This is a genomic window from Paenarthrobacter sp. 2TAF44 (assembly GCF_052114885.1).
GTDB lineage: Bacteria > Actinomycetota > Actinomycetes > Actinomycetales > Micrococcaceae > Arthrobacter.
Genome location: NZ_JBFRFP010000039.1, coordinates 14,619 through 41,548, shown reverse-complemented (window position 1 = coordinate 41,548; position 26,930 = coordinate 14,619). Strand labels below are relative to the sequence as shown.

The window sequence follows — 26,930 nt, the reverse complement described above, 5'->3', positions numbered from 1 at the left end:
CGTTCCAGGATGTAGTACGCGATCGCTGCACACAGCAGGTTGATTCCGTATAACAGGACGGGCACCTGTGTGAAGCCGGACTCATCCATCCACCGTGTCGTGAAAGGGAAGAGAGACAGCCAGAACAGCAGGTGCAAATTGGCCCAGAGAATCCCGCCGTTCACTCGACTGGCCAGGTGGATCATGTGGTGGTGGTTGTTCCAGTAGATCCCGACATACACGAAGCTCAGAAGGTAGCTGAAGAGGGTCGGCAGAACTGCGGCCACGCCCTCCCAGGTTGGCGTTTCCGGGGTGTGCAGCTCCAGGACCATGATGGTGATGATGATGGCCAGCACGCCGTCGCTGAACGCCTCGAGCCGGTTCTTGTTCACCGACCCCGGTCCCGTCGCACGTAGCACTGCTTTTGGCTCACCCTGTCATCAGCCATAGTCGGCTCCTCTGAAGGTCTGCACTGTCGGGGACGACGCGCACCTGGTGGATAGAGTACACCCGGTAGGTGGCGTGGCCGCGGCAACCCAAGACGCAAGCAGGGGAGGGCGTCAGCGTGAAAGGGGCAGCGTCACGGTCCCGGACGACGCCTTCGCCGCCGACCCTGACACCGGTCCCTCTGCTGCCATTCGCTCGTCCAGTTCAGGCCGAGCAGGTGGAAGGCACCCTTATTCGAAGGCAACGCTGTCGAGGGGCATCGCCTCGTAGATCCAAGCGGCAATCGACTGCGTGAGTTGGCATGGCCGGGCATCCTTCAAGGCCGCGGCATCAAAGTCCAGATATCCGACGCTAAGGGCCATGCCGATGAAAGCATGTAGAGCGGGAGTCGCTCTGCCAGCAAGGTTGCTATGTGGTGGCGTGACGAAGCCGCGTTACAGCTCGGCCGATGGTTTCCCTCACCGTCGGCCCACTGACGCACCAGTTTCCGGAACTCTTATGGAATCCTGTTTCGCCGTCAGCCCGCCATGGGCGCCCAGTTAGATGGTGGTGACTCGTCAGGCTGACATGAAGCGCCAGGGGCTGCCGGCGTTAGTGCAGGTAGATGTCTCGGCGCTGGCCCATGGCAAGGACAAGGACGACGAGTTGTGCGTCCTGGATCTCGTGGATGATCCGATAGTCACCGGTGCGGACGCGCTTATCGCCGTTGCTGCCTGTGAGTTGCTTGGCATCGGGCGGCCTTGCCGTTTCGGCCGGATCCCGTACGGCAGTCCTGAACGGGAATGAACTGAGGATGACACGCACTGAATTCGACCTCCTGCTTGCCCTCCTTACGACCGGCAGGATTGTGCGGACCAAGGCAGATCTGGCGCGGCGTCTGCGAAATGACCTACGACGTCGACAGTTACGTCAGCGATGCGGATGAACGCGCCGTTGAGGTGCATACGGGCAATTTGCGCAAGAAGCTTGGCGACGGCAGCCAGAACCCGCGCTGGCTCGAGACCGCGCGCGGCGTTGGGTACCGGTTCGCGCCGCTGGCTCAGGGCAACTGACATGCGGGCTTGATTCGAGTTGATTCCTCAAATTTCGCCCCAGAGGGGAAGGACCGTACTCGGCCCGGTCCACTGGCCGTGAGATACGAGTCCGAAGAATTCGCCCGTCATGTAAGGTTTTGGCTCACTTCTTGCTACCGGTCAGCCAAGCGTCCAGTTCCTCATTAGTGGCGGAGTGAATCAGTTGCACTAGGGCCCAGTTGCCCTGATGATTCGGCGCCCTGCGGAGGTGGTCCTCCCAGTCTTCGGCGTATTCACGAAGAGCGGCGATTAGATCAATGGTCGCTTCTTCCGACGTCGTCTCCTCGGCTGCCAGGGCAAGCCGGGCAGGAACCTGGCCCAAGCCCCGTCCTCGTTGACTACCTGCGCTTTTGCCAAAACGTTATTCACTAAGAATTCCTTGAACAATCTGGTGTTCACCACAGGGGGAGTCCTACGATGCTCAATTATGGACGAAAGTCCGCCGCTCGTGTGCAGGAGTGCTCAACGCGCTAGGCGGCGTGAGCCGCCTTTGCTGCCGCCCACGCGGAGCCAGGATTAGCGCGGTTTGGATGCTTTTCGAGGATGGCGGCATATAGCTCGGCGGAGGTTGTGGTGGCTTCGCGCAACGCGTCAAAATCTTCAAGGTAGGACAACGTTTCTGCGATATCGTCCGGGTCATCCGGGTAGTCGCTGTGTTTATGCCCTGCCACCACAGCCCTGGCGCCGAGTCTGGACAGTTGCTCAAGTGCAGATCGCCAATTGTCCCGCGATAAGGGAGTAGTCTCCGCGAGGTACGGGTGCGTGTGGTTATAAACAACGTCACCGCCGACGAGCAAACCCAGACTAGGTACCCATACGGCCGTGGTGTCTTCGGTGTCTGTGAAACCCGTTGGAATGATTTGGAGTTCATGGCCATGAAGCTCCAGGACCGGCGAATCGATAACAGTGGGCAGTTGCAGCGGAGACGGGATCTCACCGGGGAACAGCATGCCCCAGAATTCCGTCAGCATTGCAGGCGAGGCATGCTTCCTAGCCTCCCGGACCGTTCCGGAGGTTGCGACTGCAGTGGCTTCCCTATACCGGCGGAGCAACTGTCCGATGCCGAAGAAGTGATCCCCATGCCCATGGGTGGAGTAAATTCGAACCAAGTTGCGGTCGAAAGAGGCGACCCACTCGACCAGCCTCTCGTTTTGTGCCGCCGTCGTGAAGGTATCGATCAAGATCGCGTCACGGGAGCCGTAGAGCAGGGTTGACGTATTCGTTACCCACTGAAGATCGGCAGGCCCATACGGGAGGTCTCGGGTAAGAGAGGGGCGACGGTCGACGAGAACGGCATACTTCAAGCTCTCGTCTTCGCTTTGAGGTAGCTGCGTGATCATTTTTCTCCTTTTGGAAGAACCGAGGCTGGCTATCATCTGGATCTCTCAGCCACCCGACGGAACCGCAGTTCCGTCGGGTGGCTGAATGTCGCAACTCGTTTCTACTTATTGCTGATACCCAGACGCTCGGATGCCTCCGGATAGGGAGTCCAACCATCAATCGGTTGGACCATCTCGAACCGTAGGCCTGTCTGCTCTCGGGCGTCCATCACCAACAAGCGGGTGGGCGCCTCTCCCATGCCGAATTCGTGGAACGGCACGTCCATATCGATGAGTGCGGTGGCTCCCATGCCGACCATTCGCTGTTTGACCGCTTCCACATCGTCCACATAGAACGTCACGTTATGAACGCCAGGGCCGCGCTCCTCGAGCTCCTCGTACCACGAGGTGGGCTGGCCCAAGATAGTTGGCGGAGGTTTCAGGATCTGAAAAACAATGTTTCCGACCTTGGCATGAAGGATGGGTCCGAATCCGAATGCCTTCTCCAGATTCTCGGAGATCTCCTTTTCCACCCGCTCCGCCCCAAGGCAATCGCTGAGGAACTCAAAGACCGCTTCCGGGTCGGGATGAACGATCTCGAGATGGAGGAGGGCCTGGGCGGTGGGTTGGTCGGTGTTGGTTGGTGGTGTGGTGTCGGTTCGTCCTGGATAGGGGTTCCAGCCGGGGACGTTAGGGCATAGTTCGAATCGGAGGCCGGTTTGTTCTCGTGCATCCATGACGAGGAGGCGGGAGGGTCCGTCGCCGAGGCCGATCTCGTCGAAGGGCACGTGAGTGTCGATGATCTCGGTGGCACCCTTGCCGAGCATCCGTTGTTTGACGGTCTCGACGTCGTTGACGAAGAAGGTGACGTTGTGGACGCTTGGTCCGTGTTCGTGGAGTTGGGTGTGCCAGGTCGGAAGGTTGGGTCCGGGGGTGAAGATCTGGAACACGATGTTTCCGACCTTGACGTGCTCGCCGACGACCCCGAAGGTATTCGAGATGTAGTCGGCGATCTCTTTCTCAACTCGCTCGGCACCGAGGCTGTCGCGGAGGAACTCGTAGGCGGCGACCGGGTTGTGGTGGACGAGTTCGAGGTGGACGAACTCGAGGGCGGTGGGTCCGGGTGACGTCGTTGTCTGGGACATGATTCGTGGCCTTTCAGTGCCCGGTGGGGAGGTGTTCGAGGAACCAGTCCCGGGCGGCTTGGGAAGTGGTGTCGAAGTTGGGTCCGGTGTAGGAGTCGAAGTGGCCTCCTGGGATCGGGACCAGCTTCTTGGGCTGCAAGGCTGTTTCGTAGGCCGCGAGAGCGATCTGGCCGTCGGTTACCCGGTCGTGAGGTGCAACGATCATCAGCAGCGGGGTGGGCGAGATCGCGGGGATCCACGACTCGACGTCGTAGCCACGCACGAACTCGACGGACTGCACGGTGAGTTCGTTGCGCCAGGACGGGGCCCGGTCGGCGTGGGTGGTGAACCATTCGTAGGAGTCGCGGTGTCCCAGCGCGGCGTGCCCGGCGGGGTCTTCAGTGACGACGGGCATCATCGTCGGTGCGGCGCCGCTCATCCGGGCGAGTCGTTCGCCGGCGAACGCGGCGTCGGTCGGTGCCCAGTGGTCGATGCGGATCTGGCTGGTGAACGATGCGGTGCCTGAGATGGCTGGGACCTGGGTGACGACGGCTTTGACCCGGTGATCGGTCGCGGCGACGACGAAGGCGTGCGAAGCGCTGTAGCTGGTTCCCCAGAGGCCGATGTGGTCGGCATTGACATCGGGACGGGATTGGGCGTAGGTGATCGCGTGCTGGGTGCAGCGGATCTGCTGCCACGGGTCGATCTCCTGACGTGGCGTACCCGGCAACGGGTCACTGGCCCCGAATCCGGGGTGGTCGTAGACCAGGCAGCTCAACCCGGCCGCCTGGAACACCTCGGCGTAGTGGTCGAGCCACATCTCTTTGACTGCTGAGAATCCGTGCGACAGGACCACGCACGGCGCCTCACCGCTGGAGTCGTCGGCGGGGTAGAACCAGCCACGCATTGTCGCACCTTGTGCGGTGAACTCGATGTCTTCACGGGCCACAGAAATTCCTCCTTGATTTGTTACGGCTTGGTGAATACATCTTCACTGGCGGCGAAGGTCGACTTCCTGCATTTGCGTGCCAGGTTCTGGCCTATCTGTGCCAGAACCTTAAATCGAAAATCAGCACGTCAGGATAATGTCGCGGCGGAGGTCCGGTAATCCCGGGGCGCGCAGCCGTACTCTGCGCGGAAGGCACGAGCGAAGTGGCTGGGATCGGAAAAGCCCCAACGTACCGCGATATCCGCGATTGAACCGGCTCCAGCGGCGAGATCCCGACGCGCCCTAGCCAACCGTCGTGCTCGCACGAACGCTCCGACAGTCTCGCCGGCCTCCTCAAAGACCCTATACACTCCGCGAACCGACATCCCGTGAGCGGCAGCGATCGAAAGGGCTGTGATGTCCCCCGACCGAAGGCGCTGCTCGATCCAGTCCTTCATCAGGGCAATTGGCGGCTCAGTTGCTCCTCCGTTTTCCGCAGTGACGTGGTGGCGGGCCGCCGGAATTAACAGCTCCAAGGCCGCACTGCGTGCCGCGCGCATTTCGGAGGCGCTCAGCCGGTCAAGCGTCCGCGCCAGCAACGCGAGGTACCCGGTAAACAACTCAGTGGCCGGTGCTGTGCGGTCAAGGAGTAGCGGTCGGAACAGGAAGTTCCCGCCACTCGTTTCCTCCAGTGCGATCAGCGGGATAATAAGTGTCTGTTTGATTTGTGGTGAGTGGACCTGAAACCGGATCGGCTGGTCGCTGCGCCACACAACAGCATCGCCTGGGCGCATGTCGAACGTTGCGTCGCCCACAACCAGCGTTTCGCTCCCTTCGCGCAGGACCGTTACACCGAGGTATGGGTCCGCTGCCCGAGCGGCCCGGCGCTTTCCTCGCATGCCTTGGCAGGGATCACAGCCAGCCTCAACAAGGGCAAGATCCTGGATCCAGCGGCGGCGGGCCCAGGACTGAAACGACGCTGCCGTCCAGGTTGCGTCGATACGCACTGCCATGTCTACAAGTGCGGTCGATAAGAACTCTTCAAAAGTGGCCTCCCTTTTGGATGCATCAACCTCAGTGAGATCCCAGTAGCCATCTGCACCAGGGGCAGGCAGCAATCGCTGCGGAATGTCTTCAATGACAGTCATGCCGATTCCCTTCCTTTTTCAAAGCTCGATACAACTGAGGCAGTCTCACAACCGTCCAACGAGAATAGGTAACGCACGAGTGACTGGTGGGGTCACGGGGTCGAATCACGTTAGAGATGGGAGACGAATGGCTTTGGCACGGCCCGCGTCCAGTGGTTCTCAGCCGTTGTTCTCGGCGTTGTATTGGATGATGGTCCGTTCGGCAACACGGAATGACTCCAAGGCGGCTGGAGCCCCGCAGTAGACCATTGCCTGAATCAAGACTTCTTGTATCTCCTTTTCGGTGACACCGTTGTTGAGTGCTCCGCGGACGTGCCCGGCGAGTTCCTGGTTTCGGTTCAGGGCAGTCAACATGGCGAGATTCAGCATGCTGCGCGTTCGCAGATCCAAACCCGTTCTGGTCCAGATCCTTCCCCAAGCAAAATCTGTAACGAGTTCCTGAATGGCCCGCGAGAAGTCACTTGCTTCCTCAAGAGACTTTTGGACATGTTCTTTCCCCATCACTTTTTCTCTCAGGGCGAGGCCTGATGTGGCAGCGGTCTGGGTTGCGTCGAAGTTCGTCAATTTCTGTTTCCTTGCCCTGTCGTCTGTACGTCCGCATGCCAGAAAACTGCTCCTATGTGGGACTCGCCCCTGCAAGGGCATTGAAGAGTGGCGCCCAAGCGTCATCCAAGGGCTGGGATATCAACCCGGTTGACCGTGACGCTTCGTTGACTCCCGAGTCTGGCGCCGGAACGCCGAGACCAAGGGGTGCAGGAGCTGATGCCGGCGCTGTTGTCTGCTGATAACTCTCACGAAACTCTCCGGGTGTCATCGCAAACTCGTGCTTGAATATCCGGCTCAAGTGACTAGCGTCGAAGAAACCCCAGCGGTGGGCAATTGTGGCCACCGGTTGGTCGGATGTGAGCAAGTCGCGCCTGACCGCCGCGAGTCGATGAGCGCGAACAACCGACCGGACGCTGTCACCTGTTGAAGCAAAGGCTCGCTGTACCGTTCGCGGAGAGACATTATGTGCTGTGGCGATGTCCTCTACCCGGAGGGTCCTGCATTGAAGATGCTCGCTAATCCATTGCTCAAGACGCGGCCGAAGCATTGGCAGGAAGTCGCTGCCGCCAACGTTGGCCTTATTACCGAGGACCAGTCCGGCGATGAGCGAAAGCATCGCGTTACGGGCACCTTCCAGTTCCGACTGCGACATTCGGGTGTATTGACGGTCGATCCCGTGCAGTAGGTCTTGGAGGATCTGTGCCAGGGGGCTGTCTGCTGTCCGGAGTACCAAGGAGTCCGGAATACTTGTTTTGGCAAGGAAGGGGATGAGGGCGGAGGAAGGTATCCTGACGCTCTTCTTCCGTACGAAATGCGGAATGACAAACTTGCCCGGCCCGCGGGTGTCGGACAGAAGCACGATCCCGGGCTGTAGGACCGCGCTTCCGTATGCCGTATCTATGACTTGTTTCCCGGCAGAGGCCGTGAAGAGCAGCAATGCCTCATCGCCTCCGCGTCCGTCCTTCGCGCTGCGCACTCCCTCGATCGGCGGAGAATCCCAGTCGGTGATCAGGATGTCCCCAAGGTCGCGCTTCAGGAACTTCCCTGGACGTTCGCTTGCTCCAATCGGCTTTAGATCCATCCTTGCGATGCGCTCATTTGCTTCGATCCTCCAATGAGCATCGAACTCCGAGTTGGTACTGAGAGTATTTCGCAGGTCTAACAAAACGGCCCTTTCCACAGTCACAGACAAAAATCCGTGGCGAACCCGAAGCATCACCCTTCAGGCCCCCACTCCGGGTTCCGACATAACCATAAGCTGAATGACTATGTTAGGGAAGAGTGGATGCGGCCTCGTTTCCGAACGTCTGAAGAAGAATAGTAACTAGTTCACCTCTGTCCCAGTGCTTACGAGGAGTTCGCAGGAATCGCGACGTGCTATCGCACTCTGCGCAGAGAACTGAAGTGTCCACAGGTTTCCGTGATGCGGATACTTGGCCACCATGACGCGGGTGAGTTCTTCGGCATCCTTGGCATCTTGATAAGCGGCAGCGAAATCCTTGATGTAGGCCCGGGTGGTGGCGATCATGTCAGTGACGGCATAGTCATCACCGTCCGGCCTTCGGTGGCCACTGACGATCATCCGGGGATTGAGGCCCTCCACAAGATCCACTGTTTCCAGCCAGTCCTCCCACTCCGCGGGCGTGGAGAGTCCGAGCATTGGATGGATTTCGTTGTAAATCGCGTCACCTGCCACAACCAGGCCGATGTCCGGCACGTGGACCACGGTGGTTGGATTGATGTCGGCCTGCTTTACCTCAATGATCTCCACCAGCGACCCATCGACGTGCAGGGTGTGGCCTTCCAAGGGATCGGGAAGGGGGCCGGCCGTCACGCAAGCGTCACCGAACAACAGATCCCACTCCACTCGTTGCTGCTCCATTGTGTCTTTGATGGCCTCCACTACGTGGGGAAGCGCCACGGCTCTTGCTTCGGGGAAGCGCTCCAGGAGCGGTCCAAAGCCCAGATAGTGGTCGGCATGTGCATGGGTCAGGTAGATCGTGGTGAGTTTCTTGCCCGAGCGCTCGATCAGGTCCCCGAGATCCTTGACGTCCTCTTTGAGGAATAGCGCGTCAACGAGGATTGCCTCCGTAGGGCCGCTGATAAGAGTCGCCGTGGTGGGAGAGAAAGTACCAGGTGGGATGCCGGGAAACTCGCGGGCCGGGATCTCGGGCCAACGGCCGGCGTAGACCGTCGCACGGACCGGCGGGCTTAGCTTCGAGGAACGGGTGTTGCTGCTCATTATGACCTCCAGTGTGGTTGGCGGCTCCGAACGAGGCGCCACATTTGCCACGCTACGGATGAACAACGAGGTCGCTATAGGAAAATCGCGTCCCTCAGTCGCATATGTGCGCCAGGGTCAGCCACGGGAGCAGGGGCAGTTCAATTCAACGAGGCGCAGTTGTACATCACCTTGACGCGCTGGTCCCAATCCGGCGGTCACGAGCGGCTCTACGGTGATGAAGATCACGATTGCGGGGCTGCTAATCCTGCAAAGGGGGCCGTGGTCACCATGCAACACCTACAAAGGAGAAGGAGGAGCCTGGATGCCATTCTGGGAGATTTATACGCCCGAGGGCGCTTTTGCCGATGAGGACAAGGAGGCGCTGACAGAGAAAATCACGTCGATCTATGAATTAGTGAACCTGCCGAAGTTCTACGTTGTCGTCGTGTTCCACAACATGCCCCGCAACAGCATCTACGTCGGAGGCGAAGCCGCAAACAATTTCATACGCATCCGCGTTGACCATATCGCCCGCGACATGAACGAGGACATGGTCGTGAACGGGATGCCCGCAGGAAGCTTCACCACCGAACAGATTAGGGCGTACTTCCACAATCTGGCCGAGGAGATGCTGGCACCCTTCGTGAAAGAGCGCGGCTACGACTGGGAGATTCACGTCGACGAAACTCCTGAGGATCTTTGGCGTGTGCAAGGCCTCGTCCCCCCACCAGGAGAATCGGACTTTGAGAGGCTCTGGCGCAAGGAGAACCGTCCCGTCCCGTACTACTGAGCAGGCCAACAGGACTGCAACTCACCACCAACTGCCGACGAGTTAGATCAGGAAACACTTGTGAAAAATAGTGAAGCACTCGTAAGAAGAGATATTGAAATCAAGACAGAGGACGGAACCGTTCTTCGTGGCTACCTACACGCAGAACCGAACGTGGCCGCACCCTGCATCGTCATGGCCCATGGATTCGGTGGAATAAAGGAGCACATCGACCACTATGCAGCGGCCTTCGCGGTATCCGGTTTCACCGTGATCGTCTACGACCACCGAGGCTTTGGCACTTCAGGGGGCAAGCTCCGCCATGAGGTTGACCCCTATGTGCAGATGGCGGACTGGCGAGACGTGATCACACAAGCTACAGAACTTCCCGAGGTTGACGGCGCTGCCGGAGTTGGCCTCTGGGGATCCAGCTTTGCAGGAGGGCTGGCCATGGTGATCGGCGCCAACGACCCCAGGGTCCGATGTGTCGTTGCCCAGATTCCACAGGTAAGCGGGCACCTGAACAGTCGGCAGATGTTCAGCGTTGAGCAGAGAGCCGAACTCGAACGGCGCCTCGAGGCCGATCGCCGCGGCCGTATCGCCGGAGAAGCGCCTGAAATGATTCCGGTCTTCTCGTCGGACCCCAACACGCTCTGTGCCCTTCCTCCGAGCGTTGAGCAGGACTTCATCAACTTCGCTCTCCAGGATTCGCCGTCATGGAGCAACGAGGTGACGCTACGATCGGTAGCCCACTTGCTGGAGTTCGAACCAGCCGGATGGATTCCTCACCTGGCACCGAAGCCCCTGCTGATGATCGTAGGCCGGGCTGATACCTGCACCTTCCCGGAAGTCCAGTTGGCAGCATTCGAGTCCGCCCGTCATCCGAAGCAGGTTCTCGTGCATGAAGGCGGCCACTTCGACACCTATACGGACCACTTCGAGCAATCCAGCGAAGCCGCAAGTTCATGGTTCTTGGAGCACCTGCGTGGTGGCGAAGAGTTCCCCTCAATGGCTGCTGTTCCAACAGCGGTGGCGCTGGATAGGCATTAGTAGATCACGCAGCCACCGCCTTAAGCCACGCAACTGGACCTTGCCGGAGTGCGCCTGAATCACGCACTGTTCAACCAGGCGCAGTTGTACATCACCTTGACGCGCTGGTCCCAATCCGGCAGTCACGAGCGGCTATATGGTGATGAAGATCACGATTGCAGCGCTGCTAATCCTGCGACGGGGTCTACGGTCACCCATGCAACACCTACAAAGGAGAAGGAGGAGCCTGGAATGCCATTCTGGGAAATTTACACACCCAAGGACGCTTTTACCGATGAGGACAAGGAGGCGTTGACTCGAGGAATAACGTCGATCTACTACGACTTGGTCGATCTGCCGAAGTTTTACGTCGTCGTCGTCTTTCATGAGATGCCCCGCAACAGCATCTACGTTGGAGGCGAAGCGGCGAACAATTTCATACGCATCCGCCTTGACCACATCGCCCGTAAAACAGTCGACTTCATCGAGCACCACACGAACAAGAAAACGATGGTGAACGGAATCGCCCTCGGAAGCTTGACCTCGGAACAGATCCGGGCAGACTTCCACGAGAAGGTAGAGGAGGTCCTTGTTCCCTTCGTGAAAGAGCGCGGCTACGACTGGGAGATCCACGTCGACGAAACCCCTGAGGACCTTTGGCGCGTTCAAGGCCTCGTTCCGCCACCTGGATGGTCCGAGTTCGAACAGCTCTGGCGCAAGGAGAACCGTCCCGTTCCCTACTACTGAGCAAGCCGATTTCCAAGCAGGGTCTGGCAACATCGCTGGCGGCTGGGGAATCAATAACAGTTCAGACAAAAATGCTCGGCCGGTATTCCGGTCGAGCATTTTTGCTTGCTCGTAGGGAAGAACCAGATAGGTCCGATATTGCGGACGTCGCTCTGGAGCGGTGCTGATCATGTCACGGCTCGCGGCAGGACACCGTCGCAATAGGCAAACCATTGTTACTTATGTCACTCTCTGGTAGGTTCGGCTGCTGTGGAAACGATGATGTTTAACCCCGGCAGCAATGTTCAACTCGAGATTCTCGCGTCCGGCCCTCCGGGCGCGATCCGACCCCGTTCTGCTCTTCTCTTTGTGCATGGCCTCGGCCATGACGCCACGTGCTGGCGCAACTGGATGCACGCAGCTTCCGAGGATGGCTATGCGGCGTACGCGGTCTCGCTCAGTGGTCACGGCGGCAGTGGAGGTCGCCTGCGTTCCGCCCGGCTGAAGGATTATGTTGAAGACGTCCTTCGCGCGGTCGAGGCTGTCGATGCCGATGAGATCGTCTTGGTTGGACACTCACTCGGTGGACTGGTGGTGCAGCGGCTGTTGGCGCTGCAGCCGACGACGGTGAGCGCGGGCGTGCTTGTTGGCTCCATCACCTCCGGTCCGGCCTTCGGAACGGTCTTTTCGGTGCTGAGAAGCCATCCGTGGCAGGCGATGCGGTTTCTCGCGGGTCGAAGCCTTCGGCTGCCGCCCGACATGTTGTTCGAGCGGATGGGCGCTGAAGAGGCGGCGGAAATTTCCCGCTCTCTTTGCGGCGAGTCACCTTGGGTCCAGTACCAGCTGCTTTTCCACCTTCCGGCGAAGGTGAAGTCCGAATATCCGCTTCTGTCCGTCCACAGCAGGCACGACCGAATGGTGCCAGCGCGGTCGGCGCGCGCAACCGCACGACGCTATGGCGCCGACGTGCGGGAACTCGCCGGGATCGGACATGACATGATGCTCGACGGCGGCTGGGAGGAGTCCTGGAACGTGATCAGCGACTGGTTGGAGGCGCTTCGGGTCGAGGCTATCTCGCGGACGGCAAGGCCAGCGGATTGAATACCGAAAAACAATTGCTTGAAAGAGCTGTATAGCCTAAGCTTCTTTCAATCGCAGAGTTCACCCTGTGTCCCCGATCACACTTGAGGATTCGGTCGCCATGAGCAAGGCGCAAGGGAACAACCTAGACGGCAATCGCTCACGGAAGACTGCGTGCCCTGATCCACGAGCACTACGAGTTTCGCATCAGCTCACGCACGCCAACGACGGCGTGCATTAGAAAGGCAAACAACATGGCAATTGCCAACGAGGCGTCAAAGACGACCGACCTCCGGACCCCGGCATCCTCCCGCTTGACCGTTCAGGAAATACTCAATCAGGCGCCGCTTGGCAACAGGCGCCGTGTGATCATCCTTCTCGGGTTCCTGACCATGACCCTTGAAGGAGTTGAAATCGGCCTGTGGGGATTCATCTACCCACAAATAGTCACGCAGTGGGGTACCTCGCTGGCAACAGTTACCACCATGGTGACGCTGGGAGTTGTGGGCCTCACCGTCGGTTCGATGGTTGCCGGCCCGCTGTCGGACCAGATCGGCCGAAGGCTCCCGATTATCGTAGGCACGGCAGGTTTTGGGCTGGCCACCTTGGGCGGCGCGCTGGCACACAACGACCTGACGTTGGGAATCTTCCGGGTGGTGGCATGCTTGTTCCTCGGAGCTGTGATGCCCTTGGTCATCACGCTCGTGGCCGAGTTCGCGCCTGAAAAGCGGAAGGCCGCCATTGTGGCCATCACCTTCACCGGTTTCCCGCTGGGGACAGTCGTCACCGGCTTCCTGGCGTCAACCATTCTTCCCACCCTGGGCTGGCAGTGGCTGCTCGGAACCGGAACAATACTGGCATTGGTTCTCCTGCCTGCACTGGTGTGGGGCCTTCCGGAATCAACGGTGTTCATGATTCGAAGGGGAGGCCGGACAGAAAAAGTCACGAAGGTACTGAGTGCCATTATTCCCGGTTTCGACATGAACACAGTGGATCTGACGGGCGCACCGCAGGCTGGCGGCGCCAAGCCGGTTGGAGGTGTCAGGGCTGTACTGTCCAAGAAACTTGTGGTGGTATCGCTGCTCATCTGGCTTTGCTACTTCATCTGCGCCGCAGTGGTTTATATGTTCCTGAACTACCTTCCGCTGATCGTCAAGCAACTTAATATCGACGCTGCGGGCACCGGCAATGTGGTGTCCATGTTCGGCATCGGCGGTGTGATTGGAGCTTCGGCCATCGGTTTTGCCATGGAGAAGCTGGGCAAATATGTATCCCTCGGTGCGGCCTTCACGTTGGCCGCCGGAGCGGCCTGGATCCTTGCATCAGTCAATCTGACCTTGCCCCTGCTGCTGGTTCTGGGCTTCACCATCGGCGTTGTGCTGGTGGGTGCCAACAGCGGTATGAACGCACTGAGCACATCGGTTTTCCCCACTGAAGCCCGTGCAACCGGCGTGTCATGGATGCACAGCTTCGGCAAGGCCGGCTCCATCGTCAGCGGTGTGCTGGGTGGCGTGATGCTGGGTGCGGGATGGGGCGTGGACCAGATCTTCTTCGCCCTGGCCATTCCACTCCTGGCCGGAGCTGCAGCCGTGGGGGCAGTCAGGGCGATGACCATGCGCCGTTCACGTTCGGACGCATAAGGGTCACACAGGACGTCAGCGATAAATAGTCCCAATCCGAGCCACCTTGCTCCTGCTCCGGAGCAAGGTGGCTCCGCTGTTTGCCGAGTCAGCAGCGGAGGGAAGGTTCGGTGACTTCCGGACGGGGTGCTGTCGCACCTCCAGGCGCAGTTCGCGGGCAGCGCCTCCGGCAGGCGCCGACTGGAGAAGCAATTGGCATCCCGCGCCGAGCTGCTCAGGGCTCGATGATCCCGTGCCGCGGTCATGCCCCACTGGGGAGTGTCCTGAACGCGGAAAAGACCTCCGGGTGGAGCTGGACTCTCTACAAGTCCAGCTCCACCCGAAGGTCCTTCCTTGTCGCCCCCTGCGCGCGGCAACCATTTCCCAAAACTCAAGTGCCCGACGTCGGACGTTAAGTTAGGAGCGTCCGCGCGAACTTGCTGTGGTTACGGCTGCGTCGGAGCGTCAGCGCTGTTTCTCGGCTGGCGAATCTTGGCTGGCGAACCGTGAATGAGTGTCCGTATTCCGGTGCCAAGAACAAAAGCCGTGGCAAGGCCCAAGAGGGCCCAGGAGATGAGTTCCGAGCCGGCGACGTCGACGGTCTTGAGCCACCGGATGCCGTAGTTCGCCGACGTTGACACCGGGAAGGTGAAGATCCAGAACGTCAACGAAAACGGCAGGCTGGCGTACTGGGGAATCAGAACCACCTGCATCAGAATCATCATGAGGAGGATTCCCGTGAGTCCTGTCTGGATGATTCCGGAACCCTCCGGGCGGATGACTATCCAGGCAACGCAGGCCGTTGCGGGGGCGGCCACATACGCGGCCAAGACGGGCTTCAACTCGTCCGGCATCTCAATCCCCGCCATGAAGCGCACCGTCACCACCGTTCCGATCACCAGCCAGAAAAAAGCGCCGGTTCCCCACGCGGCGATCGCCGCTTGGGGCCAACCCATGGTGGAGAAGCCGATGCTGGCGATGAAGGGACCTGCGGCAACAGGAAGCAGGTAACCCGGGTGGACCCATTCCAGGGTCACTCCGCCGGTCACCCAGTGGACCAGAAGTCTTGTTCCGAGCAGCGTGAGAGCGATGATGAAGCACAGGCACAGCACGGACCAAAACATCTTGTTGTATTCGATGTAGTGACTGCTCAGGAGGATGCCCACCAGGGGAATGAACGACGCTGACGGGCCGTTTCCGGGGTGCCTTAGTTCTTTGTCGAAGTGTCCCTTGGACCCGTATCGGAAACTTTTTGCCAGGTACCGGATAAGCAGGATGGACCAGATGCCGGCACTTATCCCGTAAAAGACCTCCGCTGGCCATGCGGGAGCATGAAGTGTCAGGCGTGCCGCCTGCCAGGCGCCTCCCAGCCCAGTGATGCCCAGGGGAATGGCAAACAGGTTGAACGGGTGCGACGGAGGCTTTGGGGGAGGTTCAGCGAGGGGAGGCGGTGGTTCAGTGACGAGATCGGGCAACTGAGCTTCCGAAGTCGTCGCAACGCGCCCTATCGTGGGCGCCTGTCTGCTGGTCAACTGAGCAGTTTCATGGCCGCACCCCACAATGCACCCGGGTTTATCCGATCAGGATGAAGCGCAAGCATTGCGGAGAAGAACTCCTCCGGCGTTGGTTGCTCGGCCAGGAGCTTTGATGCGTCCAAAAGGTACCTGCGGGTCTCTTGGATCTGTCCGGGCAGATCGGGCAATGCGGGATTCTTGTGGCCGGCCACAACGAACTTCGGATCGAGGCTTTCCGCGATATCAATCGCCCGCAGCCAGGCTTCCAGACCCCCGTCCTGGGACTCGGTCAGATAGGGGTGGACCCCGTTATAGACGGCGTCCCCGGCTACCAGGAGCCCGATGGAGGGAACGAAGAGCATGGTGGTGTTGTCGGTGTCGGTATGGCCCGCTTCAATGATCTGCAGTTCATGACCCTCAAGTTCAAAGGACCCATTGTCCACCGGCTGGGTCACTGTTGTGGTGGGCGGAATCTGGTCGGGGAAGATCGAGTCCCAGAAGGAGGAACGGAACTCCGGGGAGCCGTGCATGGCCATTTCCTGGAGCGTGCCCGGGGTTGCCAGTACTGTAACCCCCGGAAACCGCTCGGCCAGGGGACCTGCGCCGAACCAGTGGTCGCCATGGCCGTGGGTGATGTAGATGTGGCTAAGTGTCCTCCCTGAGGCCTCAATCCAGTCCCCGACCCTCGTTGTCTGGTCCACCGTCATGGGCGGGTCAACCAGCACCGCGTTCTCCTGTCCGGAGATCAGCGTGGAGGATAGCGGGGACCAGATGCGGGGGTCACCGTTGGGAAGTGTGCCTCGTCCCGTTTGAGGCAGGGTGCCGGAGACAAAGACGTCGTAAACCAGCTCGGTTGTGGGTGCCATAGTATGCGTCACTTTCCCTGAAGCTTGTGGTGGTTAGAGGTGTAGCAAGAACCAGTCGAGGGCGGCGGAACTTGATTCTTCGAAGTTTTCTACGTACGGCTCGAAGTGGCCGCCCGGAAGCATCACGAGTGATTTGGGCTCCTGGGCCTGTTCGTAGGCCTCGAGGGCCAGGTCCGTGCCGGTCAGTTCATCGTCAGCGGCCACGATGAAGAGCAGCGGCTTCGGGGACACCCTTGAGGCCCAGACTCCCGGTTCGTACAGGCGCGCTGCCCGGGTGGATTGCAAGGTGACGGTGTTGTCCCAGCCGTATTCTTCCGGACCGGGTTGCGTGTAGAAGCGCAGGGCGGAGGGAAGCCGGTACGCGGCAGGCTGATTTGGATCACTGCTTACCACTGCGATCATCCTGGGTGCCTTGCCGGCGGCTTGGTCCCGTTCGTCGTCGATGAAGGACTGTTCCAGCGCCGTCCTGGCATCGCCCACTGCCCTCCGGGAGCCGGCCACATGGCCGTTAATGGCGGGCACCTGGGACACCACTGCTTTGAGCCGTCCTTCCGTGGCCCCCAAAACAAGCGCGTGCCCGCCGGAGTAGCTGGACCCCCAGAGGCCTATGCGCGAGGGGTCCACTTCGGGCCTGCCTTCGAGATAGGTCACTGCCCGGCGCCAGTCCTTGATCTGCTGCCAGGGATTGATGTCGTGGCGGAGTTCCCCCTCACTCGCGCCGAAATTGCGGTGGTCGTGGACCAGGACCACGAATCCGTTGGCAGCAAAGCGGGAGGCGTATGCGTCGAGGCGATGAGCTCGGGTTCCCGCATAGCCGTGTGCCATGGTGATGGCGGGATGAGGCCCTTGCCCATCCGGGATGTAGAGCCAAGCGCGGAGCGTGATGCCCCCATCGGCCGTGAATTCAACATCCAGTCGTTCTGCCATGAGTCTCTCTTTTCTTTCCAGCGCCCCTGGACGGGCAGGGTGAAGCCGCGGGAGCAACGCCGCGCGCCGCGGGGAATTTGTGAGGTGTGGTTAAAGGGGTAAAGACGTGAAATAAGCGTACAGCTTTAGACTCTGTCCTGCAACGATTTTTTGGCGTATGCTCCTTTCACGGCCGCGAGCCGGCCACCCATTCCAGATTTCCTTCCCCGATGCACGACGAAAGGCAGAAGCATGGCAAGCAGCTTCATCTACGACGGGATCCGAACCCCCTTCGGAAAATTCGGTAAGTCATTGGCTGGCGTTCGTCCTGACGATTTGGCCTCCCATGTGGTCCGCGAAGTGGTGGGCAGGCAGCCCGGGCTGGAAGCGGACAGGATTAACGAGGTGATCCTGGGCAACGCCAATGGTGCTGGGGAGGATAACCGCAATGTGGCGCGCATGGCTGCGCTGCTCGCCGGGCTTCCGACGTCGGTACCTGGCGTCACGGTCAATCGACTGTGCGGCTCTGGACTTGAGGCTGCCATCCAGGCAAGCCGCGCTGTGGAAATCGGAGATGCCGACCTGATTGTTGCCGGGGGTGTTGAGTCGATGAGCAGGGCGCCCTGGATCCTGGGAAAACCCGAGAGGGCGTATCCCGCTGGCCCTGAAACCCTGCACAGTTCGACGCTGGGCTGGCGTATGGTCAACCCCCGGATGAACGAGGCCTGGACTATCTCCAATGGCGAGACGGCTGAAATCCTGGCCGACAAGTTTGGCATATCAAGGACCGAGCAAGACCAGTTTGCCGTGAGAAGCCACACCTTGGCTGCCAAGGCCTGGTCCGAGGGCATCTACGACGACGAAGTCGTGCCCCATCCGGATTCGACGCTCCTCACCGATGAGGGCGTGCGACCCGGCACCTCCGAGGTGGCCCTGGCTGGCTTGGAGCCGGCGTTCCGCGACGGTGGCTCGGTAACGGCGGGTAATTCCTCTCCGCTCAATGATGGGGCGGCGGCCATGCTCATCGGCCGTGAAGGTGCCCTCGAAACGGAACCTCTGGCTCGCATCGTTTCACGTGGGGTGGCCGGCAACGATCCGAACGTTTTCGGCATTGCCCCTGTGGAGGCTGCGAATCAGGCGCTTGCCCGGGCAGGCAAGACCTGGGCAGACGTCGACGTCGTCGAGCTCAACGAAGCGTTTGCCGCCCAAAGCCTTGCGTGCCTGCGGCTTTGGCCTGACCTGGACCCGGAGAAAGTGAATATCCATGGTGGAGCCTTGGCGCTGGGCCACCCGCTGGGGGCGTCCGGCTCCCGCATTCTCATACACCTGGCGCGCGAGCTGAAGCGCCGTGGAGGCGGTGTTGGAGTCGCTGCCATTTGCATCGGCGTCGGGCAAGGCCTTGCTGTCGTTCTGGAGCGATAGCCGCCGCCCCGCCCCCCGCGCGGTTGCGGCACCCAAGGCGTTTTCGAATTCTCAATCAACACTCTTGTCTGAAATAGGTAAAGCGGATACGCTTACTTCAGCTGACTTTCACTAGGCTCCAAAACTTCCCACCACCGCAGGCCGCGCCGATGCAGCCTCAGGTCGCGTTTCTTCTAAGGAACGCCCCCACACTGACAAGGAAAGATAAAGGCTCTCCATGATCATCAATAGTGCGGATCTCGACGCCGTCGACTCCTACAAACTCCTCATCGGAAGCATCATTCCCAGGGCCATCGCCTGGGTGAGCACCCTCTCACCCGACGGAGTGGCCAATCTTGCGCCCATTTCCTTCTTCACGGCAGTGGGGCGAAAGCCGCCCATGGTGTCGATCTCGCTGCAGCCGCGCTCAGACGGCAAGACCCTCAAGGACACGTTCGTCAACATTCGCGAAACGGGAAACTTCGTGGTCAACGTGGCGACGCTGCCACAGGCACACGCCCTGCACTCCTCCGCCTTCGAATTTCCCTCGGGCATCGACGAGTTTGAGGCGGTGGGGCTTGAAAAAGAGGCTTCGCAAGCCGTGTCTGCGCCCAGGATCAAAGACGCCCCCATCGCCATGGAATGCATCGTAAACCGCATCATCCCTGTGGGCGAGATGAACGATCACGTGGTCTGGGGCGAAGTTGTCCGTTTCCACGTCAAAGACGAGCTTTACCTGGAACGAGGGCGGATTGATACGGCAGCGGTTGCTGCCGTCGGCCGGCTGGCGGCTGAGTACACCCTGGTTGAAAACGTGTTCACCACACCCCTTGAGGACGAACTCCTCAAGGCCAAGCACAAGCAACGCATGGCACGGCTGGACGGTCAGCCGAGTGACTGGTCACCCATCAATACAGCAGCCTGGTCCCCATCCGGCTCGACCCTCACCAAGGAGCAGTAGATGAGCACTGTAATGGAGCAGTTGCAGAAGCAGGACCCCTCATTGACAACCACTGGCAGCGGCGATGTGGCCGTGCTTTTCATCCACGGATTCCTGGATGACCAGAGTGTCTGGGACGACGTCGTCTCCGAACTCGCCACCGCCAACGCCCAGTTTCTGAGGCTGGACCTGGCAGGGATGGGGGACCGGAGCGGGGACGAAGGCCCGTACAGCCTGGAGCGATACGCCGACGACGTCGCTCGCGTCGTGGCGGGTCTGGACAGGCCCGTCGTGGTCGTCGCGCAAAGCATGGCAACGCTCGTAGCAGAACTTGTTGGGGTCCGCCATCCAGACAAAGTGGTGGGTGCTGTATTTGTTACCCCGGTGCCTTTAGCGGGGACACACCTTCCTGAGGAAGCTGTTGGTCCTTTCCGGCATTTGGGCGGGGATGCAGAAGCCCAACGAGGGATCCGGCAGTACCTTGGCGGCGGGTTGAACGAGTCCGGGTTGGACAAGCTCACCTACATAGGGGGCCGCATCCGTCCGGAAGTCGTGACCCACCTCGTGGACTGCTGGAACGAAGGGATTCCGAACGCCCCTGCGGAGAGCGATTTTAGCTCACCAGTGTTAATAATCCGCGGTGAAGCAGACCCGTTCGCTACTGCCGAGCTGATCTCTTCAGCTGTCGCCCCGCGATTCCGGCACGTCAAGGAGGAAGTACTCAGCGGGGCGGGCCACTGGCCTCACGTCGAGCAGCCTCAGAACGTGGCCGCACTCATCGGTCGATTCCTCAAAGAAGTTTCTGAAGCATCTGCCACCACCTCTGGCGCAGCAGACGCACGAGGCTGGATAAACGCTTTTGCCAGCAAATCCGCTGACGACTTTGGCGAGGCCTTCCACCGCGACGTTGTGCTTGAGGCTTCCGTCATCCGGTCGCCCATCACCGGCCGGGAGAACGTGAAAGCGGTAATGAGCGCAGCCAGCTCTATTTACGAATCGTTGGAGTTCACCCATCAAACCGTCAATGGGCCGCGCACCTACCTTGAATGGCAGGCCACCGCGTTCAGTGGTCTCAAAATCAACGGAGTCACTATCCTCACCAAGGACGAAGCCGGCCAGATCGTCTCGGCCGCCATCCACCATCGCCCGCTTGACGCAGCGCTCCGGTTTTCGGCTGAACTGGGGAAACGCCTCGGGAAGTCTGTGGGCGATGAATCCCGTTTTTACTCCGCCGACTGATTCCTTCGGATTCAGCGGGTTCGCAACTACTTCCTAGCGAAAGGGCTTATGCCAATGACCCACCTTACGTTCAGTGTCCAGGACCAGATTGCCACCATCGTCCTGGACAATCCGCCCCAGAACCGAATCGACCTTCAAATGGCGGACGAACTGTCCGAAGCCATAACTGCGATCGGCAGTAGTGACGCCCGTGTAGTCATCATTCGGGCTGAAGGCGCGGACTTCAGCTTCGGCGGCGACATCATGACGTGGCCGGGCGCGGAAACGCGGGAGTTGCGTGCCTTGTTTGAGCGCTACATGTCAGTCTTCAACCAATTGGAGCTGCTTCCGATGCCGGTGATTGCCGAAGTCCATGGCCTTTGCTTTGGAGGAGGGTTTGAACTCGCCCTGCGGGCTGACCTCATTTTCGCAGCGGAATCAGCCGAGTTCGGGCATCCGGAGCAAACCCTTGGCATCGTTACCCTCTTGGGTGGCATCTATCGGGTTGCCGAAAGGGCAGGCAAGACCCGGGCAGCAGAATGGGCGATGACTTCGGAGAAAGTATCCGCTTCGGAAATGAACCGCGCAGGAGTCGTTAACCGCGTCGTTTCCGAGGACAAGCTCACGGAAGAAGTCTTGGCGTTTGCCCAGCGGATCGCCACCGGAGCTACACAGGCATACGCTGCGCATAAGGCGCTCCTGAGAACCTGGTCCTTGGGCGGCGTCGCTGCGGCAGACCAAGCGATGTTCGATATCGCTATGCCGTTGTTTGAACGCGAAGACACCCAAGCCGGGCTGAAATCGGCCGTGGCGGCACTGGAAGCGGGACGGCCGCGCCCGGTGTTGGAATTTCAAGGCCGCTAATCGCACTTAACATGGTTGATGGCCAAGGGTGCCCTGGAAGTTGGCGAGAGGGGATGCAGTGAGCGACTGGAACGCGACGCAACGCTATGACATGGAAAGTGCTCCTGGAGGGCTCGGTTTTGTGCATGACCTGCTCAACACGAAATCCGCTGGAAAGCCGCGAAGGACCGATTTGTTGCTTGATCTCGGGCTTGCCCAGGATTGGCTGGATGCTGGTCTGAAACAGTGGGCACTGGCCACCGGACGGCGTTATGTCGAAGTCAAACTTACGGAACGCGACCTGGAACACCTGCGGTACTTTCGTGATGAACTTGCGGGCACGCTAAACGCCGGAGGCGACCCGGACGCCGTCGTTCGTTCCGACATTGACGCCTTGCCCACAGTCTGGACGACCGCCACCTCCTTGAGGCTCAAGTCCAATGGCGAGATCCAGGCTGAACCGCAGGGAGCCGGAGCCGGGCACATTGAATCCCTGGCTATGACGGAGATCTTCCAGGCCCAACTCGCAGGGACCTGGCATCGGCTCAAACTATGCCGCAGCGAAAAATGCAGGGTTGCGTTCTTTGATCGCTCCCGCAACAACAGCGGCGTGTGGCATGACGTAAGAATTTGTGGAAACCCGGCGAATCTCCGGGCGCACCGAGCACGAAAACTTGAATCAAAGCTCGTGAATTGACTCCCATTTCTGTTCGTTCGTGAACAATGTGCAGGAGGGGTCTTTTCGCTGACCGGGCTATTAACCCCACTAAGGACCTCAATGCAAGCTTTACCTGCGGACAATTCCGCCCGAATCACCGAGTACGCGCATCCTGACAGGCTGGTTACGGCTGAATGGCTTGTACGGCACATGGCTGATGACAGACTGGTCATCGTGGAGTCTGACGAGGACCCGCTGCTTTATGAACTGGGCCATATTCCGTCGGCCGTTAAAATTGACTGGCATACAGATCTGAACGACCCTGTTATTCGCGACTATTTGGCGGGGCAGGAATTTGCCAATCTAATGACGTCCAAAGGTATTTCGCGGGACAGCACGGTTGTCATTTATGGTGACAAGCACAACTGGTGGGCAGCCTATACCCTCTGGGTGTTCCGTCTCTTTGGCCATCCTGACGTCCGCTTGCTCGATGGCGGGCGGGAAACGTGGATCTCCGAAGGGCGTCCCCTCGAGACTTCGCTGCCGCCGGCAAGGAGCGCAACGTCCTATCCGGTAGTCACGCGCGATGACTCGTCCATCCGGGCGTTCAAGGAGGACGTCCAGGAACACCTCGGCCTATCCCTCATCGACATCCGCAGCCCCGAGGAGTACACCGGCGAGCGGACTTCAATTCCCGATTACCCGCAGGAGGGGGTCCTCCGTGGCGGGCATATCCCTGGAGCACGCAATGTGCCGTGGGCGCGGGCTGTTTCGGATAATGGAACGTTCAGGCCGCGGAGGGAACTGGAGCAGATCTACTTCCAAGAAATAGGCCTGAAAGCGGACGATCAAGTTATCACATACTGCCGGATTGGTGAGCGTTCAAGCCATTCGTGGTTTGCCCTGACTTTTTTGCTGGGTATGGACAGGGTGAGGAACTACGACGGTTCCTGGACCGAATGGGGCAATGCCGTACGGGCTCCCATAGCGGTAGGTAGCTGAAGCGAACAAGAGGAGCAGTTGTGAGTGAGCGTAAACGAGTCGTAGCGTGGGACGATCCAGCCATTGGCGCGGCCGCCATGCCCGGCATGAGCGGCCTGGAATACCTGCACTCAATGATGGGCAAAAAACTGCCACCCCCACCGATGGGCGAACTACTGAACATGACCCTGGTGGATGCGGCACTGGGCACTGTCACCTTTACCTGTCATCCCGACGAGTCCCATTACAACCCAATCGGCTCGGTTCACGGCGGGCTCCTCTGCACCCTGCTCGATTCCGCCCTTGGTTGCGCCGTGCAGACAACCCTTCCCCAAGGCCAGGGTTACACCTCCATAGAGATTAAGGTGAACTACCTACGCTCGGTGCAGGCTGACAGCGGCCCATTGACCTGTGTAGGCGTTGTATCGAAGCCTGGCAATCGCGTTGCCTTCGCGGACGGCACTGTCACTGACGCCAAGGGCAAGCTCGTAGCTACCGCCACAGGCTCCCTGCTCGTCTTCGCAATCGACTGACCTGGTGGGGTCAGCGCCACAGAGGGAGAGCCCCCGACCGGTTTCGGTCGAGGGCTCTGCCGAGTGAATCGCCCGGGATCTACATCCCTGAACTCTTCGTCCGGACCGCGGCCGGCGCAGTCGTCGAAACAAGGTGCTCACCCTCCAATACTTCGGGGTCTGCCGGTGCGACGGTGGCACGTTTTCCCCTGCTGCCGGTCTCGGGCAGCGTGAAGTACACGATGAGGCATAGGGCGACTATCGCGATCATGTAGTAGGCGACGAACATTGGCTGTCCGGCGCCAACGAAGGCAGCAGCGACCAGTGGTGCGGTCCCGCCGAAGATGGCAATCACGATCTGGTGAGAGAACCCGATGCCGGACACCCGGACGGATGCAGGAAACAGTTCTGCCTGAATCGTCGGGTAGACCGACTGCCAGATACCAAGGACCACCCAGCCTGAAGCTGAAACCAAAACGTAAACGCCGAACCCTGGCTGGTTCAACAGCAAAAGCAAGGGGTAGAACAGTGCGATCATGCCGATGGCGCCGATGATGGGGAAGATCTTGCGGCGGCCGAGACGGTCGGAAAGATAACCACAAATTGGCACGATGATCACGAGTAATGCAAGTCCGATGACACTTCCTGCAAGCGTTGAGGCGAGGTCCCGGCCAGTCGTGAGTTTGGCGTAAGTGGGCAGGAAGGTCGCCCATGTGTAGTACGCCACTGCGGGGGCAGAAAGGGCTGCCGTCTGCAGCAGGGCCTTTGGATGATCGCGCAGGAGATCCCGCAGACGCGCCGGTGCAGACTTTTGATCGACGGCGGCACTTGCTTCAAATTCAGGGGTTTCATCCGAACGGGCGCGCAGAATGAGACCGACTACTCCGAGCGCACCGCCAATGACGAACGGAATGCGCCAACCCCACGCAGCCAGTTCATCGGGGGAGAAGGCTGAAGTGAGCATAGCCGCAGCACCAGTCGCTGCGAGAGTTGCGAGGCCGCTTGCCATGTTGGAAAACGAACCGAAGAGACCCCTGCGGTTTGCAGGAGCGTGTTCGACCATGAACGCGATGGCGCTCTGCTGCTCGGTGCCGGCGGAGATTCCTTGCAGGATGCGCGCAACCAAGAAGAGAATTGGGGCGGCGTAGCCGATGGTTCCAAAGGACGGCGTAAGGCCGATGATCAGGGCTCCGAGGGCCATCCCGGAGATGGACAGTGTCAGAATAAGCCGTCGGCCGAAACGATCTGCCAGCGGCGAGATGATGATGCCGCTAAGAGGCCGAACCACAAACCCCACCGCGTAAGTGAGAAGGGCTGCCACGAGGGATGCGAACGCAGAGTCACTCGGAAAGATCTGCGACGAAAATACTGCTGCGAGCAGCCCGTAGATGTACCAGTCGTACCACTCCACAAAGTGGCCGATGGTACCTGCGATCAGGTTGACGCGGCGGCGGGGCGGCTCGGACGCTTCGGGAAATTCCGAAGAGCCTGGACTGTCCAGCGCTTCTTTTGAGGTCTTCATTGAACTCTCCATATTTGGGTTCCAGGGAGGATAGGGTTTCGATCCGGGGCATCGGCGAGGCGGCCGACTGCGATATGGGCGCTTAATGCCAAGCATGGGGCCGGTACGCGAACTCTTCAAGGCTTTGCGTTTCCAGCGGTTCTTACCTGGGAAACGCAAATGAGATCGGTTGCTGAGATCGGTTGCAATCAACCTTACGGACTGAATGTGATGCTTGTCAACGTTTTACTTGTGGCGCGTGTAGGCCGAAGGTCGGTTTACTCAGCCTCAATGGAAAGAGGCGCTTCGTTGTTGAAGTCCAGGAATTGCACTCCGGACCAGGCGCACTCCAAGCTGCCGTACGCAGACCAGTATTCATCCCAATGGGCGAGTTTCCACTGGTCGCGCTCCAGTCCGCGGTGGGTGAGCCGTTCGCGGAGAACTTCCTGACGTACCCGCACTCGGATGACTGTGATCTCGCACGAGGGCCACAGAAAGTTTTCTGCAGCACGGGTCAAATAATCTGCTTCTCCGAAGTAGGCTCCAAAGGGAGCATCAAGGACCACTGACCGGCCGAGGCGTAGGTTCACGCCCGCCACATCCATGAGGGTTTCGTACTCAAGGGGCAGCAGGTTGTCGCGATAGTAGTCGTTGGACTCGCGGTCGGTGGGATCGTGCCCGGTCGCGGTCAGCGCGAATTCAACGAAGCGGCCACATACCCGGTCCTTGTCCAGGTATGCCGCTTCCTGTTCCTTTGCTGTTTGCTGGGCAACCGTCGTTTTTCCCGAGCCGGCCGGTCCGATAACAATGAAGACACCCGGAGACATTATCGGCGGGCCTCTGCCACTGCTGACAGGAATTCCTCGGCAGCTTTCGTGACGCGGGTAAAGTCGCCGTCCGGCTGCCATGCCTTTGTCACGTAGCTGCCCACACCGACGCCCGCCACGCCCGCCGCGAACCATTCGCCGACGTTTTCCAGTGTCACGCCACCTGCGGGCATGATCGGCAGATGGGCCAGCGGCGCCAGCACAGACTTCGCATAGGCAATGCCGCCAGCCTCGGTGGGGAAGAGCTTGAGGATATCCGCACCCGCTTCTGATGTTTCCACTAGCTCAGTCGGTGTGTAAGCCCCACTGATTGTTGGTATTTGGTATCGGTTGGCTGTGCGGATCATCGCAGGGTTCAACTGCGGGCTGACCAAGAACTCTGCGCCGGCGCGGATGCACTCGTAGGCTGAATGCTCATCCAACACGGTCCCGGCGCCGACTGCCACGCCGGTGGGCCCATGCTTGGCGGCGAGTCGTCGAATGACGTCTACGGCGCCGGGAATGGAAAGCGTGATTTCGAGGGCTTTGAAGCCTCCTTCGATAGCGGCTTCCGCCACGCGTTCGGCGAGTTCGGCGTTCTCGAGTCGCACGATGAGTACGGCCCCGGATTCGTCGATGGTTTGCAGGGTGCGAAGTTTCTTTTGCATGCTGGCTTCTTTCCGGACGGGAAGCGTCCTGGTCTTGAGCAGCCCGGCTCGTGTTGATGTTCCGTTGACAAACTCTCCCACCATCCATACTGTTATTGCAACCGA

29 protein-coding genes and 1 pseudogene are annotated in these 26,930 nt (G+C 59.8%); 13 read left to right on the top strand and 17 right to left on the bottom strand.

All coding sequences use genetic code 11. The features are described from left to right. The 3 genes from AB4Z15_RS23855 to AB4Z15_RS23845 all read right to left on the bottom strand — a co-directional run. A partial coding sequence (locus AB4Z15_RS23855; RefSeq protein ID WP_442019232.1) for a TMEM175 family protein occupies positions 1-371 on the bottom strand: 371 nt, incomplete at its 3' end. 285 nt (positions 372-656) lie between these two features. Continuing rightward, on the bottom strand, positions 657-788 hold the full coding sequence (locus AB4Z15_RS23850; RefSeq protein ID WP_442019231.1) for a hypothetical protein: 132 nt from the start codon (positions 786-788) through the stop codon (positions 657-659). Positions 789-1,017: 229 nt separating this feature from the next. After that, positions 1,018-1,230, bottom strand: coding sequence for a type II toxin-antitoxin system RelE family toxin (locus tag AB4Z15_RS23845; RefSeq protein ID WP_442019230.1), 213 nt, complete (start codon positions 1,228-1,230; stop codon positions 1,018-1,020). On the opposite strand from AB4Z15_RS23845, the pseudogene AB4Z15_RS23840 reads away from it, so the two are divergent. Continuing rightward, positions 1,163-1,478: pseudogene (locus AB4Z15_RS23840) on the top strand (winged helix-turn-helix domain-containing protein); the annotation flags it as partial. The gene AB4Z15_RS23845 and the pseudogene AB4Z15_RS23840 overlap by 68 nt on opposite strands. 124 nt (positions 1,479-1,602) lie before the next feature. On the opposite strand, the gene AB4Z15_RS23835 reads toward AB4Z15_RS23840, so the two are convergent. From AB4Z15_RS23835 to AB4Z15_RS23800, 8 genes are all read right to left on the bottom strand, one after another. Beyond that, positions 1,603-1,821 (bottom strand): hypothetical protein, encoded by a 219-nt coding sequence (locus AB4Z15_RS23835; RefSeq protein ID WP_442005908.1) that lies wholly within the window; start codon positions 1,819-1,821, stop codon positions 1,603-1,605. 148 nt (positions 1,822-1,969) lie between these two features. Continuing rightward, positions 1,970-2,839, bottom strand: coding sequence for an MBL fold metallo-hydrolase (locus AB4Z15_RS23830; protein WP_442019229.1), 870 nt, complete (start codon positions 2,837-2,839; stop codon positions 1,970-1,972). Positions 2,840-2,940: 101 nt separating this feature from the next. Continuing rightward, positions 2,941-3,963 (bottom strand): VOC family protein, encoded by a 1,023-nt coding sequence (locus AB4Z15_RS23825; RefSeq protein ID WP_442003612.1) that lies wholly within the window; start codon positions 3,961-3,963, stop codon positions 2,941-2,943. A 13-nt stretch (positions 3,964-3,976) separates the two neighbouring features. Further along, positions 3,977-4,891: an alpha/beta hydrolase gene (locus tag AB4Z15_RS23820; RefSeq protein WP_442003613.1), complete on the bottom strand. Its 915-nt coding sequence runs from the start codon at positions 4,889-4,891 to the stop codon at positions 3,977-3,979. Positions 4,892-5,019: 128 nt separating this feature from the next. Then, the gene (locus tag AB4Z15_RS23815) at positions 5,020-6,018 is read right to left on the bottom strand and encodes a helix-turn-helix domain-containing protein (protein ID WP_442003614.1); all 999 of its coding nucleotides are present in this window, start codon (positions 6,016-6,018) and stop codon (positions 5,020-5,022) included. 159 nt (positions 6,019-6,177) lie between these two features. Continuing rightward, entirely contained in the window at positions 6,178-6,582 is a 405-nt protein-coding gene (locus AB4Z15_RS23810; protein ID WP_442003615.1) for a carboxymuconolactone decarboxylase family protein, read from the bottom strand. A 52-nt stretch (positions 6,583-6,634) separates the two neighbouring features. Then, the gene (locus AB4Z15_RS23805) at positions 6,635-7,645 is read right to left on the bottom strand and encodes a helix-turn-helix domain-containing protein (RefSeq protein ID WP_442019228.1); all 1,011 of its coding nucleotides are present in this window, start codon (positions 7,643-7,645) and stop codon (positions 6,635-6,637) included. A 243-nt stretch (positions 7,646-7,888) separates the two neighbouring features. Beyond that, positions 7,889-8,806, bottom strand: coding sequence for an MBL fold metallo-hydrolase (locus AB4Z15_RS23800; protein ID WP_442019227.1), 918 nt, complete (start codon positions 8,804-8,806; stop codon positions 7,889-7,891). 304 nt (positions 8,807-9,110) lie between these two features. Here AB4Z15_RS23800 and AB4Z15_RS23795 point away from each other — a divergent pair, with 304 nt between their 5' ends. The 5 genes from AB4Z15_RS23795 to AB4Z15_RS23775 all read left to right on the top strand — a co-directional run bounded on the left by AB4Z15_RS23795 (position 9,111) and on the right by AB4Z15_RS23775 (position 14,032). After that, complete coding sequence (locus tag AB4Z15_RS23795) at positions 9,111-9,578, top strand: tautomerase family protein (protein WP_442019226.1); 468 nt, start codon at positions 9,111-9,113, stop codon at positions 9,576-9,578. Between the two features lie 60 nt (positions 9,579-9,638). Beyond that, complete coding sequence (locus tag AB4Z15_RS23790; protein WP_442003619.1) at positions 9,639-10,607, top strand: alpha/beta hydrolase; 969 nt, start codon at positions 9,639-9,641, stop codon at positions 10,605-10,607. Positions 10,608-10,838: 231 nt separating this feature from the next. Continuing rightward, positions 10,839-11,333 (top strand): tautomerase family protein, encoded by a 495-nt coding sequence (locus tag AB4Z15_RS23785; protein ID WP_442019225.1) that lies wholly within the window; start codon positions 10,839-10,841, stop codon positions 11,331-11,333. A 258-nt stretch (positions 11,334-11,591) separates the two neighbouring features. Next, a complete protein-coding gene (locus AB4Z15_RS23780; protein ID WP_442019233.1) occupies positions 11,592-12,413 on the top strand; it encodes an alpha/beta hydrolase in 822 nt (273 codons plus the stop codon). 233 nt (positions 12,414-12,646) lie between these two features. Beyond that, positions 12,647-14,032 carry an MFS transporter gene (locus AB4Z15_RS23775; RefSeq protein ID WP_442019224.1) on the top strand — a complete coding sequence of 462 codons (1,386 nt, stop codon included), beginning with the start codon at positions 12,647-12,649 and terminating at the stop codon, positions 14,030-14,032. A gap of 425 nt (positions 14,033-14,457) precedes the next feature. Here AB4Z15_RS23775 and AB4Z15_RS23770 read toward each other — a convergent pair whose 3' ends face one another. Genes AB4Z15_RS23770 through AB4Z15_RS23760 form a run of 3 tightly spaced genes read right to left on the bottom strand, consistent with a single transcriptional unit; the run spans position 14,458 to position 17,318 of the window. Next, on the bottom strand, positions 14,458-15,543 hold the full coding sequence (locus AB4Z15_RS23770; RefSeq protein WP_442019223.1) for a TDT family transporter: 1,086 nt from the start codon (positions 15,541-15,543) through the stop codon (positions 14,458-14,460). Continuing rightward, positions 15,540-16,391, bottom strand: a complete 852-nt coding sequence (locus tag AB4Z15_RS23765) for an MBL fold metallo-hydrolase (RefSeq protein ID WP_442019222.1) — start codon at positions 16,389-16,391, stop codon at positions 15,540-15,542. The genes AB4Z15_RS23770 and AB4Z15_RS23765 overlap by 4 nt, the downstream gene beginning before the upstream one ends. 33 nt (positions 16,392-16,424) lie before the next feature. Further along, on the bottom strand, positions 16,425-17,318 hold the full coding sequence (locus tag AB4Z15_RS23760) for an alpha/beta hydrolase (protein ID WP_442019221.1): 894 nt from the start codon (positions 17,316-17,318) through the stop codon (positions 16,425-16,427). A gap of 231 nt (positions 17,319-17,549) precedes the next feature. Here AB4Z15_RS23760 and AB4Z15_RS23755 point away from each other — a divergent pair, with 231 nt between their 5' ends. The 7 genes from AB4Z15_RS23755 (at position 17,550) to AB4Z15_RS23725 (ending at position 23,871) form a co-directional block, all read left to right on the top strand. Beyond that, positions 17,550-18,719, top strand: a complete 1,170-nt coding sequence (locus AB4Z15_RS23755; RefSeq protein ID WP_442019220.1) for a thiolase family protein — start codon at positions 17,550-17,552, stop codon at positions 18,717-18,719. 217 nt (positions 18,720-18,936) lie between these two features. Then, positions 18,937-19,659, top strand: a complete 723-nt coding sequence (locus AB4Z15_RS23750) for a flavin reductase family protein (RefSeq protein WP_442019219.1) — start codon at positions 18,937-18,939, stop codon at positions 19,657-19,659. Beyond that, the gene (locus AB4Z15_RS23745) at positions 19,660-20,877 is read left to right on the top strand and encodes an alpha/beta fold hydrolase (RefSeq protein ID WP_442019218.1); all 1,218 of its coding nucleotides are present in this window, start codon (positions 19,660-19,662) and stop codon (positions 20,875-20,877) included. Positions 20,878-20,931: 54 nt separating this feature from the next. After that, positions 20,932-21,720, top strand: coding sequence for an enoyl-CoA hydratase/isomerase family protein (locus AB4Z15_RS23740; protein WP_442019217.1), 789 nt, complete (start codon positions 20,932-20,934; stop codon positions 21,718-21,720). 58 nt (positions 21,721-21,778) lie between these two features. After that, a complete protein-coding gene (locus AB4Z15_RS23735) occupies positions 21,779-22,396 on the top strand; it encodes a CGNR zinc finger domain-containing protein (RefSeq protein WP_442019216.1) in 618 nt (205 codons plus the stop codon). 81 nt (positions 22,397-22,477) lie between these two features. Further along, positions 22,478-23,359: a sulfurtransferase gene (locus AB4Z15_RS23730; protein ID WP_442019215.1), complete on the top strand. Its 882-nt coding sequence runs from the start codon at positions 22,478-22,480 to the stop codon at positions 23,357-23,359. Between the two features lie 20 nt (positions 23,360-23,379). After that, positions 23,380-23,871, top strand: a complete 492-nt coding sequence (locus AB4Z15_RS23725) for a PaaI family thioesterase (protein ID WP_442019214.1) — start codon at positions 23,380-23,382, stop codon at positions 23,869-23,871. A 79-nt stretch (positions 23,872-23,950) separates the two neighbouring features. Here the strand turns inward: AB4Z15_RS23725 and AB4Z15_RS23720 are convergent, their stop codons facing one another. The 3 genes from AB4Z15_RS23720 to AB4Z15_RS23710 all read right to left on the bottom strand — a co-directional run bounded on the left by AB4Z15_RS23720 (position 23,951) and on the right by AB4Z15_RS23710 (position 26,825). Beyond that, a complete protein-coding gene (locus tag AB4Z15_RS23720; protein WP_442019213.1) occupies positions 23,951-25,372 on the bottom strand; it encodes an MFS transporter in 1,422 nt (473 codons plus the stop codon). A 257-nt stretch (positions 25,373-25,629) separates the two neighbouring features. Then, on the bottom strand, positions 25,630-26,178 hold the full coding sequence (locus AB4Z15_RS23715) for an AAA family ATPase (RefSeq protein ID WP_442019212.1): 549 nt from the start codon (positions 26,176-26,178) through the stop codon (positions 25,630-25,632). Then, on the bottom strand, positions 26,178-26,825 hold the full coding sequence (locus AB4Z15_RS23710; RefSeq protein ID WP_442019211.1) for a bifunctional 4-hydroxy-2-oxoglutarate aldolase/2-dehydro-3-deoxy-phosphogluconate aldolase: 648 nt from the start codon (positions 26,823-26,825) through the stop codon (positions 26,178-26,180). Before AB4Z15_RS23710 ends, AB4Z15_RS23715 begins: the two co-directional genes overlap by 1 nt. Positions 26,826-26,930: the final 105 nt, after the last annotated feature.